An 18,304-nucleotide genomic window follows, 5' to 3' on the forward strand; every position below is an offset into this window, starting at 1 on the left:
AAGTTTGCGTTGCAAACTTCTATATTAACTACAATTTCTTACTTTGTTACGAAATTGCAATAAAAAGTCAAATCGAAAGTTGAAACTTTCTCATTGACTTTTTATGGGAGAAAAACATGATTTCATATTCTTTTGACAATAAAAGCCTTTTTAAGGGCGAAAAAAGATGGTTTCCTATTATGGGAGAAATTCATTATTCACGCTACCCAGACAGCGACTGGAAAGAGGCTCTTTTAAAAATGAAAGAGGGCGGCGTGGACATTGTAAGTTCCTACGTAATTTGGATTCATCACGAGGAAATTGAAAATCAGTTTGACTGGACAGGTTGGCGCAACCTTCGCAAATTTGTTCAGACAATAAATGAATGCGGGCTTTCAATGATTTTGCGCATTGGACCTTGGAGCCATGCAGAAGTTCGCCACGGAGGATTTCCTGACTGGCTTCTTGCAAAATGTCCTGATGCGCGCAATACAAACGATGAAAAGTACTTTGCGGAAGTTGAAAAATTCTACAAGGCGATTTATGAGCAGGTAAAAGGCTTGCTTTTAAAAGATGGCGGTCCGATTATTGGAGTTCAGATTGAAAATGAATTCGGTCATTGCGGTGGACTTACAGGAGATGCTGGTGAAGCGCACATGAAGCGTCTTGAAAAAATGGCGCGTGAAATTGGCTTTGATGTTCCCTTGTATACTGCGACTGGCTGGGGCGGAGCTGTTACTGCTGGGCTTTTGCCTGTTATGGGCGGCTATTGCGAAGCTCCGTGGGATCCGCGCATTACAGAAATTGAGCCGAGCGGAAACTATGTTTTTACTTACGAGCGCAACGACCATGCGATTGGCTGCGACTTTGGACTTGGCGAAGGAATCACTTTTGATATGGCAAAGTATCCGTATCTTACAGCGGAACTTGGCGGCGGACTTCAAGTTACTTTAAAACGCCGTCCGATTGCTCAGCCAAAAGACATTGGAGCTATGAGTCTTGCAAAAATGGGAAGCGGCTGCAATCTTCTTGGCTACTATATGTATCATGGCGGACAGAATCCGGAAGGCAAGCTTACAACTCTTGAAGAAAATATTGCGACAGGCTCTTTAAACGACATGAGTATAAAGAACTACGACTTCCGCGCGCCGTTGGGAGAGTACGGACTTCCAAACGGAACTTACGGTGAAATAAAATTGTATTCACTTTTTGCGCATGACTTTGGAGAATTTTTTGCTTCCACAGAAACTGACTTGCCAGAATCAAATCCTATTACGCCGGAAAATTTTTCTGACTTGCGCACAAGCTGGCGTTACAGGGAATGCGAAAAATGCGGAAAAAAACGCGGCTTTGTTTTTGTAAATAATTATCAGCGCAGAAGAAAAATGGCGGAGCATAAAAATGTTGTGCTTGCTTCCACAGAAAAAAGCGGAGCAGACATTCAGTTCCCGGCAATTGATGTTGCGGACAAAGACTTTTTCTTTTTGCCTTTCAACATGAAAGTTGCAGACGGACTTTTAAAGACTTCTCTTGCAACTCCGCTTTGTGTTTTAAATAACCAGCGCAAAATTTATGTTTTCTATTCAGCTGCAAAACCTGCTGGATTTTTGGCTAAAAAAGATTCCTGCGTTTGTTCTGCAAAAGATGCTTTGCCTTCTCTTTATCAGTTTGAAGGCGAGGCTCCTGACTGCGAAATTGTAACGCTTTCAAGAGAAGATGCGCTGAACGCTCACAAAGTTGTTGCAAACGGAAAAGAATATCTTGTTGTAACGGATTCAGTTTTGTTCCAGGATAACCAAGACGGAAAAGCAAAACTTGAATTTGAAGACTGCAAGAAAATTTCATTCAAGGCATTCCCTGAATTTGAAAAAGTTCCAAAAGGGTTTTCTGCAAAAAAATGCGGCTGCGGATTCACGGTCTACACTTGCGAGCAAGACGCTGCGGAAGTTCCAAAAGTTTCATATGAAAAAATTTCAGAAGATGAAAAAACTGCGGTCTATAAAATTTCCGTGGAAAGCTGGCAAAACGGACTTGATGATTTGTTTATTGATATTGAATACGCCGGAAACTGCGCGCGCCTTTATGAAAACGGAAAGCTCATTGACGACGGAATTTTTGTTGGCGAAAATTATCCTTGGAGCATCGGTCTTAAACGCTACGGAAAAAATGCTCATGAGTTCACACTGGAAATTGATTCGCTCAAAAAAGACGCTCCTGTTTTCATAGAAGAGTGGCCGGACTTTGCAGGTTTGGATTCACTCAAGAAAGTCAACGGAATAAAAACAAGGGCATTTGTAAAAGTTTCTGCCCAGCTTTAAAGATTAGACGGTTTTAAAATTCGCCTGATTTTTTAAGGCAGTTAAATTAGTCCTCCTTCATCATCCCCGGATTTGCTTTTTGGTCATTGTGGCAAGTCTGGGGGTGATTTTTTTTGTATAGGAAACAAATATTCTTTTGATAAAAAAAACTTGATTTATGAAATTCTTGTGCTAAAATAATAATTGTATTTTTATTACGGAGAAGAATTTTGAAACTCAGCTTTTTGCAATTTGAATTCAGCCTTGAATTTATTGAGCCGGCGATTGTAAGCGCAAATCCTTTGTTTGTTCTTCGCGGAATGTTGGGAAAGAATCTGCGCTCAATGTGCTGCATTTCAAAACAGTCGGTCTGTGGCGAGTGTCTTTACAGCAAAACTTGCGTCTATTCATATATTTTTGAGACAGTTCTTCCGTCTGATAATCTAGTTCTGCCTGGGCGTAACAAAGGCTGCCATCCTTATTCGCTTTCCGTAAAAAGTCGTGAACGCAAAAATCCTATAACTGAATATTCGTTTGTCCTTACGCTTTTTGGAAAATCTGTTGAATATCTTCCATATATATACGCGGCTTTTGTCCGTGCCGGAAATGACGGAATCTTTAAAAGCCGGACTCAGTTCAGGATTAAAAGCGTTGTTTCGGGCGGAAGAAACATTCTCATTGATGAGAATCATCTTGATATTGAAATTGAGGCGCAGTCTTGGAAATCTGCTGAAGAATCAAAGTTGAGCCGGCATGAAATTCTTGTTGAGCTTAATTCTCCGCTGCGGTTCAAGTTTGGCGGAAGGTACGGCACAGATTTTTCCGCGCAGGATTTTATGGGCTGCCTTTACCGCCGCGCAAAAACTTTGTGCTCGCTTTACGGTGATCTTTCAGAAGAAGATTCTCAAAGATATGTTCCGTCAGAGTCGCTTGAAATCACAGACAGAAAAATCAGGTGGATTGACTTTAACCATTATTCCGCGCGCCAGAAAAACTCAATGGAACTTGGCGGAAGCGTGGGAAACTTTAAGATAACCGGCAGCTTTTCGGATTTTGAGCTTTCCTTGCTGGAACTGAACACAATCGCCGGAGCCGGAAAAAACACAAACTTCGGGCTTGGACAGATAGATTATTGGAGCAAGTAGGAGAAAAGAGATGATAGATGTAAGCAGATATACTGATACGACAGAATTGGTTTTTGATGTTGAATTTATTACGCCGACATTCTTGGGCGGAGCAGACGGAAACGCGGAAATCCGTACTGCGCCATTTAAGAATTTGATTCGCAGATGGTGGCGCATTGTAAATGGCAATTTAAATCCAAATGAATTATGGCAGAAAGAAAGCGAATTGTTCGGTTCTACGGAAAGAAATCCTGAAACTGTAGAGCAAAATAAATCAAGGAAAAAATCAGAAAAAGAGCCTGAAGTCTTTGGGAAAAGCAAGATAGACTTAAAAATAAAGCAGATTTTGCCATCAGATGAATATAAATCATCTGCACATATTGATATTGGAAGAATTGAGTCAAAATTCGGTTCTATGGATTTATCTAAGTATTTGGGCTACGGCTCTGTAGGAATAAAAGAATATATAAAGCCTAAGACTAAATGCACATTTGTACTGACGCTTGAGTCCAAATACAAAAATGAAATAATAGATTCTTTGTTTCTGATAATCCTTTTTGGAACTTGCGGCTCAAAATCAAAAAATGGTTTTGGAAGTATTAATGTTATTCCGAAACAAAATTCTTTTGAGTTTAATCCACCTCGTGTCTTTGGAAAATTTGGGAACTGGAAAGGAATACTCAATTCCTCTAAAAAATATCCGTCTAAGATTTGTTCTGACGAAAACGGCGTATTGGCCTGGAAGACAAAGAACTTTAATTCATGGAATTTGGCATTTGAAGAAATTGGTTTGGTTTATCATGATGCTCTTTCATTTATAAAAGCAAAAATTCCAAACGGAAGAAAAGTCTTTGGAATGGCAAAAGGAAATTCAAGATTACCGTCGCAAGTGATTGTAAAAGTTTGTCCTCAGAAGGTAAAAGTTGAGAATTCAATAATGACAAAATACTATGGGTTGATAATTCACATTCCTTATGAGATAGAAAACTGGGAGTTAGAAGAACAAAAACAAGTAGGCTACCTTTTACATGATTATTTTGATAAAGATTCTCGTGTTACAGGATGGCAAAGACAAATTACAGGAGCTGCAAAATGAGCAATAAAAAATCAGATTATTGGCAGAATAAAGTTTCTCTTTGGCTTCATGACCCTGTATGCAAAGTATTTGATATTCCACATCATGAAGAAATTGCTTCTAAAATTGCGGAACTTCTTTATCAGACAATTCCGGATAAGGATAATTATCAGGCTGCGGACTGCATTGCTTCAAGTTTAACAAGAACTCTTCTGCCAAATTCAAAAGATGGCGGCTGCATTGATTTTTCGGATAATACGCAGATTGTTCATCCGCTTGTAAAAAAAGTTCTTCCTGTAGATTTGCCGGAAGTTGATATAAAAAAATTGTGTTCAGAAATTGAAGATTTACTTAAAAAAGATTTGGGGCTGAATAAAACTTACGAGGAAATGCAAGGCATTCCGGAAAATGAAAAGCCGTTAAATGCTTGCTTCAACTATAAAGACAGTCCTGAAGACTGGGCAAAATCACTTTTCAGTTATTTGTTTTTTCCTTTCCCAAAAAGGCTTCGTAATGAAAATGTCGGAAATCTTGGTGCGATCTGGGATATTTTGCCGGCAGACACAAGAATGCCGGATCATCCTTTGTGGCATCATTTGGGGCTTGTTTCCGCAATCGGTTCTTCTTTGTCGGAAGATTCAAACAATCAGATTGATATGGCTGTTTTTTCGATAACTCCTGTTCAGGATTTTATTGCAAAGGCAAGAAAACTCCGTGATTATTGGACTGGTTCTGTCCTTTTGTCGTATCTTGCTTTTACAGGAATTGCGTGTGTTATGGATGAACTTGGACCCGACCACATTGTTTATCCTTCTTTGCACAATCAGCCTTTGGTGAATGATTGGCTTGTCAAAAACTGTAAAATCAGTGAAAATTTTTTAAGCGAAAAAGGCGACTTAAAGACGCTTTTAGACAATACAAAGGGAATAGCCGCTTTTCCTAATAAGTTTATTTTCCTGTGTCCGCATGACAAGGTGAAAGAACTGAATGAGAAAATTACTAAAACTGTAAAATCAAAATGGATTGAAATTTCTTCCGGTGTAAAAGAGTATATTCAAAAACAAACTGGTGCAGTGGAAAACTTTTCGGAACTGTGGAATACCCAAATAGAAGATTTTTGGAATTTCTCCTGGGCTTCTTCAAAACTTGCTGAATTATCTGACAAGGAAAAAATTGAAAAGCTTGTTTCAGGTGATGTTGTTAAAAAAGAATTTGAGGTTTTGGATTCTTTTTCAAGACAGTATTCAATGAAAAATGTACGGCTTTACACTTCGACCCATTCTCTTGTTCAGGGCGTGCTTGCTGCCGGAAAAACAAAACCTGCGTTTATTCGCCGCCCGCAAAATGGAATAAAATGTCCGCTATGCGGAGAACGTGAGGTTCTTAACGATTTTAGATTTACTGGAACAACTTCTGCAAAAGAATATTCAAAAAATGTTGATGACTTTTGGAATAGAATTTCAGAAAACGACAAGGATAATAAGAACATCCGCAAAAATGAGAAACTTTGTGCGGTTTGTGCTGTAAAAAGGTTTCTGCCGATTGTCTCAAAAAAATATTCAAAAGATTTTATTTTGCAGGAAGTTTTTAAGTCGTATGAAAATTTTCCTTCAACGACAGAAATGGCTGCAACAAGTTATATGAAAAATCTTTCAGGAAAAATCGCAATCAATTCAAAGGAGTACAACGATATTTTAAGTTATCTTCATAATGAAGACAATTATGATGAAGATACAACTGATACGGAAAAAATAATAAAAGATGCTGAAAAAGATTTCGGCATAAAATTTACAAACAAAGACAAATATTATGCCGTTCTTTTGATGGATGGAGATAAAATGGGCGATTTGATAAACGGAGAAACGCTCGAGGCAAAATGGAAAGATGTGATTCACGAGGATTTGGCTGCAAAAATTGAAAATGGAACAGTAAAGGCTTCTGTTTTAAAAGATTATTTTGATAAAAAACGGACTTTGAATCCAGCCTTGCATGCAATGATTTCAGATTCTCTTAACAATTTTGCAAGATTTGGTGTTCAGCCTGCTGTTAAAAATGCAGGAGGCAGACTTATTTATGCCGGCGGTGATGATGTATGCGCGGTTTTGCCTTTGAATACAGCCGCTGAATGTGCAAAAAAAATTGCCGAAAGCTATACTATGTCTTTTGCAGAATATACTGAAAAAGATGGTGCGGTTGAAATTGATAAGTTAAATTATTCAATGCAGAAAGTCGGGTATCATCTTGGTCATGGAGCAAAAGGAATTTCGTTGTCCGGGGCAATTGTAATTGCTCATCACAAAGAGCCATTGAGAGAAGTTGTCCAGGATGCTCACAAAGTGCTTGATTCTATTGCAAAAGAAAAAACTGGAAGAAACGCAATTGCAATCAGACTTAAAAAACGTTCCGGCGGAGACAGGGATTTTTCTTGCAAATGGAATGAGGAAAATATTTTTGATTCAGGGAAAACGGTTCTAAAATCATTTATGAACATTTGCGGTGCTGCAAAATCAGAAGAAATCAGCACATCTCTTTTGTATAAACTGCAAAATATGGAAGATTTTTTTGAGCCGATGTTGGATTGCACGGACGACAATAAAAATAAAATTGTTCAGATTTTAAAATATGAGCTTTCTCATTCTGGAATTAAAATAAAAGAAAATAAACTTAATAATTACTCAAGAGATTTGGCGGGAATATGTTTCAAAAAAGAAAAAAATGAAAAACTTGTTTACAATTTTGAAGCAGCTGTAATTGCAAATTTTCTGCAGGGAATATCTTTTGAAGGAGCGGCTGAATGAGTGTTTTTTACGAAATAATCCCTTTAGATACGTTGTTTTTTAGAGGCTCAACTCCTATGGAAGCTGGACAGAATATCGCTGTTTCAATGTTTCCGCCACCTGTTTCTGTTCTTGAAGGCTCTTTTAGAACTGCATTTTTGCTGCAAAAAGGAATTTTTCCAGAAGATTATGCGTTTGGCAAAGATACTTCCGCAAACGAAATAATTGGAAATCCTTCTGAAAAAGCTCCATTTGAAGTTTCTTCTATTCTTATAAAGAAAGATGGTCAGTTTTATGCAAAAGTTCCTGCTTCATGGTATTTGGATTCAGAAAAAAAGCCGAAAGAGAAAACGGACTATATCGGCAAACCAATTATTGAGGCAAAGAGAAATCAGAAATTTCTTGATGATATGTTTGTGATGAGTTCTTCTGAAAATCTTCCATTTGTCCATGCAAAAGAAAATGCGCAGCCGTTGGGAAATATTTGGGTTTCAATTGATTTTATAAATTCCACAAAGAGCGTTTTGGAAGAAAATGATTTTCTGCTTCAGAATGAAATTTTCGCATTCGAGCAGAGAACAGGAATCGCATTGGATTCAGGAAAACATACTGTTGAAGGTCAGCTGTATTCTGCTTCTCATGTAAGACTTCTTGACGGAGTTTCAATGGTTGCTGGAATTTCAAAAGAAATTGGGTTAGAGGATTCCGGGAAAATTCAACTTGGAGGTGAAAGAAGATTGTGCAGCTACAGAAAAATTGATTTTTGTATGCCAGAAAAATCAGAAAATACAGCAAATCAATTTTTATCATTCGCGCCGATTGAAGCGACAGAAGAAATTCTTGAAAGCCTTATAGCTTCTTCTAAATTGGTAATAACTTCCGGCTGGGATTTGGCAAGAAGTTTTCATAAACCTACAACAAGCTGGATTCCTGCCGGAGCAGTATTCACAAAAAATGTAAATGGTATTTGTATTCCATTGAATCAAAGATAAATAAAACGCACAGGAGAATAATCATGTTTGAAAACACATCAATTGCAATTATGTATGCGGTAACACCTTGTCACGCAGGAAGCGGTTCTGCACTTGGAGTTGTGGATTTGCCGATTCAGCGTGAACGCCACACAAACTGGCCTATGATTCAGGCAAGCGGTGTAAAAGGCGCATTCAGGGCGAATTTTGATAGGTTCAAGAATAAGATTGCTAATAAAGAACAGATAAAAGACTTTGAAAAGCTTACAGAATCTATATTTGGAACTTCATCCAACGGGGGATATGCAGGTTCTCTTTCTATTTCAGATGCAAAAATATTGGCATTCCCGATGCGGTCAAATGTCTCGCCGTTTGTTTGGATTACTTGTCCGTCAGTTTTAAAGAGACTGGAGAAAGATTTGTCTGTTGCAAATTTTAATTCTATTGAATTTGATTCTTCAAAATTCTCTGTTTCTGATGACAAAGCAATAAGTCTTGGAAAATCCGAATTAAAGGGAAATGTTCTTCTTGAAGATTATGAAGTTCAAGTTGCAGATAGCGAAATTAAAGAGTTTTCAGAAATAGAACCATTCTTCAAAGATGCGGAACGGCTGCTTCTTGTGTCTGATGATGTCTTTAATTACGGAGTTTCAAACTGCACGCAGATTATGGCTCAAATTAAAATTGACAGCAAAACAGGAACCACGCAGGACGGCTCGCTGCGTTATCAGGAGGAACTTCCGTCTGATACAGTCATGTACACGGTTATTCATTGGGGCGATTCTAAAAATTCTGTGGAAGATAAACTAAAAGCAGAAACAATAAAAAACTTCATAACGGAAGAAGTGATTGCCAATCATATTCAGATTGCAGGCGACGAAACTTGCGGCCGAGGTGTTTTCCAGCTTGCTTGGAATCATTCTTCAAGGGAGGAAATGTAGAATGGCGATTCAGACAAAACAGCAGAAAAGAGCGGAATTTGCATTAAAGTCATTGGATAAATATAAAGATTCTGGTGTGCCGTCAACTTATGCGACATTTATTGTTGGAATGCCGAACATGATTCTTTCAAATGGACTTGGACAAAGTCTTGCATTTTTAAAAGCGAAGAGCTCAAAAAAAGAAAGGGAATTTGTCTTTGGAATTCTTAAATCATATTTGCAGAAAGAATTCAGCAGTTCATTTGCTAATGTAAAAGATGACTTTGATTTTCTTTCACGGATAAATTCAATATCTCAAAGCGAATACATAAAAATGCAGGAAGAAGTTTTGAGAATGTTGGAATGGCTGAAGCGTTATGCAAGAGCATTTGAAGGGGCAAAAGACAGTGAACAGTAATAGAAATTCGAGTGGCTACAGCCAAAAGCATTTGTCCAATGCTAGCGACAATATTAATTCGCTTTTTCCAGTTCCAGATAATCAGAAAAAACTGCTTGAAAATCCAAACTGCAATTTTTCTCTTTATTTCCCGCGGATGGTGAACTGGAAAATTGAAAAAGGTGAACTGAAAACTGATACAGAAAATATTCTGAATCTAAAAAACAAAAGCGATAAACTTTTTGAAATATCTGATGCCAGAAAAGAGATTGAAAGAAAACAGGAAAAGCAGAAGTCTTATATGAACTTTTTGAATTCACAAGGAATTCAGACTTTTTCCATTGTGGCAAAAACAGTTTCTCCGTTCATTACAGGTCTTGGTTCGGGGCATCCGACTGAAACTGGAATGATTCTAGACAGGAATATTGGAATTCCTTATATACCGGCTTCTTCTGTAAAAGGCGTTCTTCGTCTTGCTCATGCAATAAATATTGCAACCGGCAGAACTGAAATTCCTGAATCTGAGCTTGAAAAATATTTTGGCACATCAGATCAGAAGCAGAAAAATAAGTACAGAGGACAGCTTGTTGTTCTTGATGCATATCCTGCGGAAATTCCCAACCTTAAAGTTGACATAATGAATCCTCATTATTCTGATTACTATAGCGGAAAAAAGGATCAACCTGAAGAAACAGAATCGCCGACTCCAATAAAATTTCTTGCAGTCGGTCAGGGAATAAAGTTTGTTTTTAACTGCGCGTTTATTCCGCTAAAGAATGATGATAAATCTCCAATCCTTACCGAAACAGAAACAAAAGAAATTGAGGCTATGTTCAGCACCGCATTTGAAAAAGTCGGTTTTGGCGGAAAAACTTCTATAGGTTACGGGCGGTTTAAAAGAGTAAATGGTGTTGCTGAAACATCTCAAACTGTGCAGCCGAAAATCGTGAAAAAAGAGGATTTGACTGCAGGTGAATATGAAGCAATGATAATTGACTTGGATAAGCGGAGATTCAGCATATTTTTTGAAATCGTAAAGTCAAAAGATAAGGCTGTGTTAAGAAATTGCAAGACAAAAATTCTTTCAGCTTACAGAAAGAAAGACAAAGTTCGAGTAAAAATTGACGGAACAAAAAATAACGTCGGTGATTACGTTGTAATGCAGATTTTGTCAAAATTATAAGGAATCCTAAAACATGACACCAAATACAGTTCTAAAAAAAATAAAGCTCGGCGAAACAGTTACTCAGGAATTCAAGCGTTGCGGAAACGGGATTCATTCTGATGTTTATGAAACTGTCTGCTCATTCTTGAACCGTTTTGGCGGAGATATTTTTCTTGGTGTTGATGATGGCGGAAATATTGAAGGCGTGCAGGAAAATGCAGTCCGTGATTTGAGCAGAAATTTTATAAATTGCCTTAATAATCCTTCTCTTTTTAGTCCTGTCTGTACGGCAACTATTGAGCCAATTTCTATAGAGGGAAAAATCGTTCTTTGGATTTACGTTCCGAACGCTTCGCAGGTTTATACTTTAAAGGGCAAGGTTTATGACAGGCTGGGCGACAGCGATATTGTTGTAACTTCTACTGATAAAATTGCGGAAATGTATATCCGGAAACAGAATATTTTTACAGAACGCCGTGTTTTTCCGTATCTTAAGCTTGAAAATTTGCGGGAAGATATTTTTCAAAAAGCAAGGCAGCTTGCATACAACAGAAATTCTGGTCATCCGTGGATGAAAATGGATAATATGCAGCTTTTGAAATCTGCGGGGTTTTATACGCATGATTATGCAACAAATGAAGATGGTCTTACTCTTGCAGCGGCTCTTCTTTTTGGTCAGGATGATGTGATCCATGATATTTGTCCTACATATTGGACAGATGCGCTTTGCAGAAAAATCGACACAGACCGTTATGATGACCGCGAGATTATTCAGACGAATCTGATTGACAGTGTTGATTTGCTTATGCAGTTTGCCCGGAAGCATACTTCCGATAAGTTTTTTCTGAATGAAAATATGCAGAGCATCAGCTTGCGTTCAAATATCTGCCGCGAAATGATTGTAAACTGTCTGATTCACCGTGAATTCACAAGCGGTCGCATTTCAAAGTTTGTAATTGAAAAAGACAGAATGTATGTTGAAAATCCGAACAAGGCTCAAAATGAAGGAAAGCTTACGCCGGAAAATATAGAGCCGTTCCCAAAAAATCCTTGTATCTCAAAAGTTTTCCGCGAAATAACCTATTCAGAAGAACTTGGTTCTGGTTTTAGAAAACTGAATGAATATGTGCCTCTGTATTCCGGCAAAAATGCCCGTCCTGAATTTATAGACGGCGATATGTTCAGAATTATAGTCCCGCTTCCATCTGAAAAATCTGACGAGGAAACAGTTAAGAAAAATGGCGAAGAAGAAATAAAATCTAACTGTGGTGAAAACTGTGGTGAAAACTGTGGTGAAAACTGTGGTGAAAATAGTTCCGCCGAAGAAAAAATTCTTGAGGCAATCAAGGAAAATCCGAAAATCACGCAGAGGCAGCTTGCGGCGGTTACGGAGCTTTCGTTGCGCGGCGTGGAATGGAACATGGCAAAATTAAAAAATGAAGGCAAAATAAAACGGCTCGGTTCAGACAAAAAAGGAACTTGGGAGATTGTGGAATAGCAGGAGAGTGTAATAAAAACTTTGCCTTAGATAGCGTCAAAGTTTTTATTCACAAGTTTGCGTTGCAAACTTTTTTATAAACTGCAATTTCGTATTTTGTTGCGAAATTGTGTTAAAAAGTCAAATCGAAAATTTATATTTTCTCATTGACTTTTTATTGGAGAAAAAAAATGAAAGAGACAATTCTTGTAAATTTAGTAAGTGAACAGACAATTCCAAATGTTCAGTTTATAAAATGGTATTTTAATAAAAAGCAAGTGCCTATGAAAATTCTGCTTGTTTCTACAAAAGAAATGGAGCAAAAAGAAAAGTCACTATTTATAAAGAATGCATTGCATTTTTCTGATTCATTTGTTGAATGGGAAACTGTTCAGACTGATGGAAATGATATTTCAAAAACAGAAAATATTCTGACTGATTATTTTAAAGATAATGAATATAAAAATATAATTGTGAATATCACAGGCGGAACAAAAATTATGTCTTTGGCTGCATTTGATTTTTTCAACAATAAGCCACATACGGAAATTTTTTATCAGCCGATTGGAAAAGAGCTTCAGGAACTTTATCCAAATAAACAAAAATATGATATGTTTGAAGTCCTTTCTTTGAAGGAATATCTGGATGCGCATGGAATTTCTTATAAATATGATAACAAATGTGTTAAGGACTGGAATTATAACAAAACTGTTTATGATTTGTGCGTTGCTGATAACCGTGAGTTAATAAAGGGGATGATTGCCCTTCAAAATAATTCATACTTTAAAAATAAGAAAAAAGATTTTTTGGATTTTACTCAAATTGAAGAAGAAAAATTCAAAGCCATAAATCATCCTGTGGCAACAAAAGAAAATATGATAAAACTCTTGCAGATTTTTGGATTTGACGTTTCAAGAATTGAGCATAAGCACATTCGATATATAACTGGCGGCTGGTTTGAAGAATATGTTTACCAGAAAATTTGTAATGAATATCATAATGTAGATGAGAAAAATGTTGCGCTGAATGTTGAAATTCAAAAAGGAAATGATAAAAACGAACTTGATGTAATTTATCTGGATAAAGATAACAAGCTTCATGTAATCGAATGTAAAAGTTTTGTAGACGGCAATGAAGGCAACAGAGTTTTAAACGATGCTCTGTATAAACTGCAGGCGATAATCAAGTCAAAGTTTGGTCTGTACGTAAAGCAGCATTTATATACAAAAACTATAGTAAAAGAAAAAGAAACACCGTTGAATCGTGCTAAAGAATTTGGCATTGACATAAAAGACGGAACACAACTTTAGGAGTCTTCCCATGCCCAGAACATTTTGTCTTCTAAACCACGTCCTTACCCAAAATCAGCTTGCCGAGCTAAGCGAAAAATTCAATTCCTCAGAAATTGTTTATCCTGAAAAAAATCTTGCGGAACTTTGGTCGCAGATTCCGCCGGAAAAGTCCAATGAGGAAGTTGTTGAGGCTGTCGCTTCCTGGCTAAAAAACAATGCAACTTACGGCGATTTGTTCATAATTCAGGGCGAGTTCGGCTCGACTTTTACGCTTGTGGATTTTGCGCTAAAAAACGGTCTTGTTCCGCTTTATGCCACAACTCGGCGCATTGCAAAAGAATCTCGCAGCGGAGAAACCGTCCGCCGCGAATATGTTTTTGAGCACGTCTGCTTCAAGAAGTACCAGTATTTTAAAATGCGGTGATTTTGGAACTAAAAAAATCTATGTTATAATATTGAAATGAAGCTGGACACATCGGAAAGTCAAAATATAGAATTTAAAAAATCCTGGCGTGATGAATATCTCAAATGGATCTGTGCCTTTGCAAATACAGCCGGCGGAATTCTGTATATCGGAATAGATGACGATGGCACAATTTGCGGTGTAAATGACAGCCATAAATTGACAGAAGATATTCCGAATAAAATCAGAAACACGATGGGACTTGTATGCAATGTGCAGCTTCTGTCGGAAGATGATAAAGAATACTTTAAAATTGAAGTTGAAAAATACCCTTTTCCTGTCAGCTATCATGGAAAATATTACAAGCGTTCCGGCTCAACTTTGCAGGAGCTTACAGGTGTTGAACTGGACAAAATGATTCTTTTTGTTCAGGGGCGTACTTGGGATTCTGTGCCTGTTTCCGGAGTTTTGCCCGACTCTCTTGAAAACGATGCGTTCCGCTTATTCAGAAAAAAAGCTTCTGATTCAGGGCGGTTGGATAAAGAATCCCTTGAAGTGATAAATGAAACTCTTGTAAAAAATCTTCATTTGACCGAAGGCGATTATTTGAACAGAGCCGCTGTTCTTGCTTTTCATCCAGACCCGGAAAACTGGATTACAGGCGCTTACATAAAAATCGCATATTTTGAAAATGAAGCCGATATTTTGTACCAGGATGAAGTTCACGGCCCCTTGCTGCTTCAAGTTGAAAAAACAATGGATCTTATCTATTCAAAATATATGAAAGCCCTGATTTCTTATGATGATATTTATAGAAGAGAAACCTTCTTTTTTCCGCGAGCTGCGTTCCGGGAGCTTCTCTTAAATGCTGTTGTCCATAAAGATTACCTTTCAACAACTCCGGTTCAAATCAGAATTTATAAAGATAAACTCCGCCTTTGGAATGATGGCTCATTGCCAAAGGAAGTTCCTGTCGAAAGTCTTTTTAAGGAGCATATCTCAAAACCAAGAAATCCGAATCTTGCAAATGTTTTCTTTAAATGTGGAATGATTGAATCTTGGGGACGCGGATTTGAAAAAATTGCGGCTTACTGCAAGGAAGAAACTGCGAAAATTCCAGAAATTGATTTGTCTTTTGGCGGTGTTACAGCAAGATGTTTTGCTTCTGAAAAATACATAAAACTTATGAATGAATATAGGGAAGATTTTAATGGAAAAAATGACCCTGTAAATGACCCTGTAAATGACCCTGTAAAATCGATTTATGAACTTCTTAAGATTCGGAAGAATTTGACTTATACAGAAATTGCCTCTCATATAGGAAAGTCGGAAGCGACCGTAAAGCGTTATATTTCAAGACTGAAAAAAGATGGCTTTATAGAACGAGAAGGCTCGGACAAATCAGGTTACTGGATAATTTTAAAATAAAACTTTTTTCGAGGAAAATAATGTCAGAAATTTACATTCTTTCAAATTATGGAAAAATGAAAAAAAATAAAAATCGTGATACAATTTCTGTTCTAGGACGGATGTCATGAGTGATGAATTGTTTCAGAAAAAAGCGGAATTTCTTTCTTGGTGCATTGAGGAATACGCCGCTGCAAAAAATCTGAATGGCCGGGAGGTTGCTAATTTATTTTATCAGAAAAAAGTTCTTGATTTTCTTGGCGAGCATTACGAGATTCTACATACACAGGGGAAATCCTATATAATTGAAACGATTGAAGATTTCATTAAAACAGAGGGCGAATAATGAAAATATATCATGGCGGTTTTTCAGAAGTTCCTTCTCCGAAAATCTTGAAACCAAGCCGTGCAATGGATTTTGGAAACGGCTTTTACACAACAACGAGCTTTGAGCAGGCAAAAAAATGGGCTTTGATAAAAAAAGACAGATTTCATTATGAAAAAGCCATCGTCTCTGTATTTGAAGTGGACAGCGAAATCTTTAAATCTGAAAAAATCAAATCAAAAGTATTTAATAGAGCTGGTGAAGAATGGCTGGACTTTGTAATGGCGAACCGTCAGAACATTCATTTTGTTTATGATTACGATGTTGTGATGGGCGCAGTGGCAAATGATAATGTCTATGCAAGCCTTAATTTGTACGAAGACGGCTTCTTAAGCAAAAAAGAACTTCTTGACGAGTTGATGGCTTGGAAATACGTTGACCAGATTTGTTTTCATACAGAAAAATCTTTGGACTATCTGAAATTCATAAAATCAGAGGAGGTGTTTCAATGATTCGACCTCAGGTTACGCAAAAAAATGTCCATCTTTTTATTCCGGGCAAGGCTTCTAAAATCTGCTGTGAACTGGCAAGAAAAGAAAATCTTTCTCTTAATGAGTCCATCTTGAAATTTTATAATTCAACTGCATACGAAACTTTAAGCCGTGAATCTTCAAAACTCTGGCAGGAAGGCTGGGTTTATGTGTATCAGATGATGAATGACTGAAAAAATGAAGTTCGAGGAAAATAATGTCAGAAATCTACATTCTTTCAGATTATGGAAAACTTTCTAAAAAGGACGAGACAATTGTCTTTAGCCAGCCGGACGGAACTAGCACAATTCTTTTTCCGTTCAAGACTGAGCATCTGGTTCTTGTGGGCAAAGTTTCCATAAGCGCGGACGCATTGCGTCTTCTTACAAAATATAAAATCGGAACGACTTTTCTTTCCTCAAACGGAAGATTCAACGGCAAGCTTTCTTTTGGCGACGGAAAAAATATCTTTCTTAGGCAGAAGCAGTTCCGTATTTTAGACAATCCGCAAAAGTCGCTTGAGATTGCAAGAAGCATTGTCGCAGGGAAAATCCGCAACGAAATCAGTTTTATGCAGAGAATCAAGCGTAAGAATTCAAACGAAAACGAGGCGGTTGAAAGCGCAATCAGTTCGGTAAAGAATACGCTTTTAAATGCGGAAAAGGCTGATGACATTGAAAAGCTCCGCGGATATGAAGGTCTTGCCGCCAGAAAGTATTTTGAGGTCTTTAAATTCAATCTTCAGGATGAATGGGCGGAATTCAAGACAAGAAGCAAAAATCCACCGCGCACAAATGTTAACGCCGTCTTGAGCTTTCTGTACACGCTTTTGATGTACCGCGTGGAAAGCGCGATTGAGTCACAGGGCTTGGATTCCTGCTGCGGAAATCTTCATGCGGTGAACTACGGAAAAACTGCGCTTGTGTTCGACCTGATGGAAGAATTCCGCTCGCCAATCTGCGATTCTGTCTGCTGCTCGCTGTTCAATCTTGGAACTTTAAAGAGCGAAGATTTTGAGAAAAAAGAGTTCTCAGCCGAAAGTGAAGATTATCCTTTGGAAATTGAAAGGGAAAAAGGCGATTCAGATTCAAATTTGGAGGATGAAGAAAATACGCCTGCAAAGTATGGAATTCTTCTTACAAAAGCCGGAATTAAAAAAGTTATTTCCGCGTTCGAGGCAAAAATGAATTCGCTGATTCTGTATGCGCCGACAGCGCAGAAAATCTCATACGCAAAAATAATCTATCAGCAGGTTCTGCATTACAAGCGCGTAGTCTGCGGCGAAGAGACTGAATACAAGGCGTATTATTTCAAATGATTTATTTTATAAGCTACGATGTCTCAAATCCCAAGCGTCTCAATAAAGTTGCCAAGACGCTAGAAAATTTTGGAATCCGCATTCAGTTTTCATTTTTTGAGTGCGAAATGGAAAAAGAGCAGCTTGAGGAACTTAAGGCATCCCTTTTGAAAATCATCAATAAAAAAGAAGACAGCCTTAGGATTTATCCTTTGTGCCAGGACTGCGCGGCAAAAACAACCTCGCTTGGAAACGGAAATATTTTTATTCCCAAGACTTTTGAGATTCTGTGAGGAAAAAATGGAAAAACATTGGCTTATTGTTTACGACATCCGCGACACAAAACGCCTTGCAAAAATCTCAAAATGCGTTGAAAGCTACGGCTGGCGGGTGCAAAAGTCGGTCTTTGAAAGCACAGCAAGCGATGAGACAATTGGGCAGCTGAAAGGCAGGCTTGAAAAACTTATGGACATTGAGGAAGATTTTGTTCTGTTTTTTGAGGTGTGCGAGCGTGATTTTCAGAAAAAGATGGTGTTCGGAAAAAACATTGAAAAAGATGACAAAATAACAGATGAGGATTTTGTGATTCTGTGATAAAATTGTTTTATGACAATGCAGATTGGCTCTTTGACAGAAAATCGCAGACTTCCGTTTTTGAAAAAATCTGCAAAAAAAGGCGCAGGTTTGCGAATAAAATATAATTATTTATGATACAAGGATTTAAAATGATTAAAAAGACTGAGAATATACTTTTTGCAATAAAAACACACGGAATTGCGGCAAAAGAAACCAACCTTTGCGAAAATGCGCTTGCAATTCCTTGCAATAAAAGATATTGTGAGCGGTAGTATTAAAAACATAGACCTGA

General features: G+C 37.6%; 18 protein-coding genes. All 18 read left to right on the plus strand.

Annotated elements, in window-relative coordinates; all coding sequences use genetic code 11:
• The first annotated feature begins 116 nt into the window (after window positions 1-116).
• The 18 genes from B4C08_RS07555 to cas2 (B4C08_RS07640) all read left to right on the plus strand — a co-directional run bounded on the left by B4C08_RS07555 (window position 117) and on the right by cas2 (B4C08_RS07640) (window position 18,030).
• Window positions 117-2,297 (plus strand): beta-galactosidase, encoded by a 2,181-nt coding sequence (locus tag B4C08_RS07555; RefSeq protein WP_296664233.1) that lies wholly within the window; start codon window positions 117-119, stop codon window positions 2,295-2,297.
• 209 nt (window positions 2,298-2,506) lie between these two features.
• Window positions 2,507-3,421 (plus strand): CRISPR system precrRNA processing endoribonuclease RAMP protein Cas6, encoded by a 915-nt coding sequence (gene cas6, locus B4C08_RS07560; RefSeq protein WP_296664234.1) that lies wholly within the window; start codon window positions 2,507-2,509, stop codon window positions 3,419-3,421.
• 10 nt (window positions 3,422-3,431) lie between these two features.
• Window positions 3,432-4,496, plus strand: a complete 1,065-nt coding sequence (locus tag B4C08_RS07565; RefSeq protein ID WP_296664235.1) for an RAMP superfamily CRISPR-associated protein — start codon at window positions 3,432-3,434, stop codon at window positions 4,494-4,496.
• Entirely contained in the window at window positions 4,493-7,273 is a 2,781-nt protein-coding gene (gene cas10, locus B4C08_RS07570; RefSeq protein WP_296664236.1) for a type III-B CRISPR-associated protein Cas10/Cmr2, read from the plus strand. Before B4C08_RS07565 ends, cas10 begins: the two co-directional genes overlap by 4 nt.
• The gene (locus B4C08_RS07575; protein ID WP_296664237.1) at window positions 7,270-8,244 is read left to right on the plus strand and encodes a type III-B CRISPR module-associated Cmr3 family protein; all 975 of its coding nucleotides are present in this window, start codon (window positions 7,270-7,272) and stop codon (window positions 8,242-8,244) included. Before cas10 ends, B4C08_RS07575 begins: the two co-directional genes overlap by 4 nt.
• A gap of 23 nt (window positions 8,245-8,267) precedes the next feature.
• Window positions 8,268-9,164 (plus strand): type III-B CRISPR module RAMP protein Cmr4, encoded by an 897-nt coding sequence (cmr4, locus tag B4C08_RS07580; RefSeq protein WP_296664238.1) that lies wholly within the window; start codon window positions 8,268-8,270, stop codon window positions 9,162-9,164.
• Window position 9,165: 1 nt separating this feature from the next.
• On the plus strand, window positions 9,166-9,561 hold the full coding sequence (gene cmr5, locus B4C08_RS07585; protein ID WP_296664239.1) for a type III-B CRISPR module-associated protein Cmr5: 396 nt from the start codon (window positions 9,166-9,168) through the stop codon (window positions 9,559-9,561).
• Window positions 9,551-10,723: a type III-B CRISPR module RAMP protein Cmr6 gene (gene cmr6, locus B4C08_RS07590; RefSeq protein ID WP_296664240.1), complete on the plus strand. Its 1,173-nt coding sequence runs from the start codon at window positions 9,551-9,553 to the stop codon at window positions 10,721-10,723. Before cmr5 ends, cmr6 begins: the two co-directional genes overlap by 11 nt.
• 13 nt (window positions 10,724-10,736) lie before the next feature.
• The gene (locus B4C08_RS07595; protein ID WP_296664241.1) at window positions 10,737-12,203 is read left to right on the plus strand and encodes an RNA-binding domain-containing protein; all 1,467 of its coding nucleotides are present in this window, start codon (window positions 10,737-10,739) and stop codon (window positions 12,201-12,203) included.
• Between the two features lie 170 nt (window positions 12,204-12,373).
• On the plus strand, window positions 12,374-13,492 hold the full coding sequence (locus B4C08_RS07600; protein ID WP_296664242.1) for a Card1-like endonuclease domain-containing protein: 1,119 nt from the start codon (window positions 12,374-12,376) through the stop codon (window positions 13,490-13,492).
• A 10-nt stretch (window positions 13,493-13,502) separates the two neighbouring features.
• Complete coding sequence (gene csx20, locus B4C08_RS07605) at window positions 13,503-13,898, plus strand: CRISPR-associated protein Csx20 (RefSeq protein ID WP_296664243.1); 396 nt, start codon at window positions 13,503-13,505, stop codon at window positions 13,896-13,898.
• A gap of 36 nt (window positions 13,899-13,934) precedes the next feature.
• Window positions 13,935-15,305: an ATP-binding protein gene (locus B4C08_RS07610; RefSeq protein ID WP_296664244.1), complete on the plus strand. Its 1,371-nt coding sequence runs from the start codon at window positions 13,935-13,937 to the stop codon at window positions 15,303-15,305.
• Between the two features lie 106 nt (window positions 15,306-15,411).
• Entirely contained in the window at window positions 15,412-15,630 is a 219-nt protein-coding gene (locus B4C08_RS07615; RefSeq protein WP_296091391.1) for a DUF3791 domain-containing protein, read from the plus strand.
• Complete coding sequence (locus tag B4C08_RS07620) at window positions 15,630-16,121, plus strand: DUF3990 domain-containing protein (protein WP_296664245.1); 492 nt, start codon at window positions 15,630-15,632, stop codon at window positions 16,119-16,121. Before B4C08_RS07615 ends, B4C08_RS07620 begins: the two co-directional genes overlap by 1 nt.
• A complete protein-coding gene (locus B4C08_RS07625) occupies window positions 16,118-16,333 on the plus strand; it encodes a hypothetical protein (RefSeq protein WP_296664246.1) in 216 nt (71 codons plus the stop codon). Before B4C08_RS07620 ends, B4C08_RS07625 begins: the two co-directional genes overlap by 4 nt.
• A 23-nt stretch (window positions 16,334-16,356) precedes the next feature.
• On the plus strand, window positions 16,357-17,457 hold the full coding sequence (gene cas1 / locus B4C08_RS07630; RefSeq protein WP_296664247.1) for a CRISPR-associated endonuclease Cas1: 1,101 nt from the start codon (window positions 16,357-16,359) through the stop codon (window positions 17,455-17,457).
• Complete coding sequence (gene cas2 / locus B4C08_RS07635; RefSeq protein ID WP_296664248.1) at window positions 17,454-17,729, plus strand: CRISPR-associated endonuclease Cas2; 276 nt, start codon at window positions 17,454-17,456, stop codon at window positions 17,727-17,729. The genes cas1 and cas2 (B4C08_RS07635) overlap by 4 nt, the downstream gene beginning before the upstream one ends.
• 7 nt (window positions 17,730-17,736) lie before the next feature.
• The gene (cas2, locus tag B4C08_RS07640; protein ID WP_296664249.1) at window positions 17,737-18,030 is read left to right on the plus strand and encodes a CRISPR-associated endonuclease Cas2; all 294 of its coding nucleotides are present in this window, start codon (window positions 17,737-17,739) and stop codon (window positions 18,028-18,030) included.
• The last annotated feature ends 274 nt before the right edge of the window (window positions 18,031-18,304 follow it).

Origin of the sequence: Treponema sp. UBA753 (assembly GCF_002297325.1) — a bacterium.
Classification (GTDB): domain Bacteria; phylum Spirochaetota; class Spirochaetia; order Treponematales; family Treponemataceae; genus Treponema_D.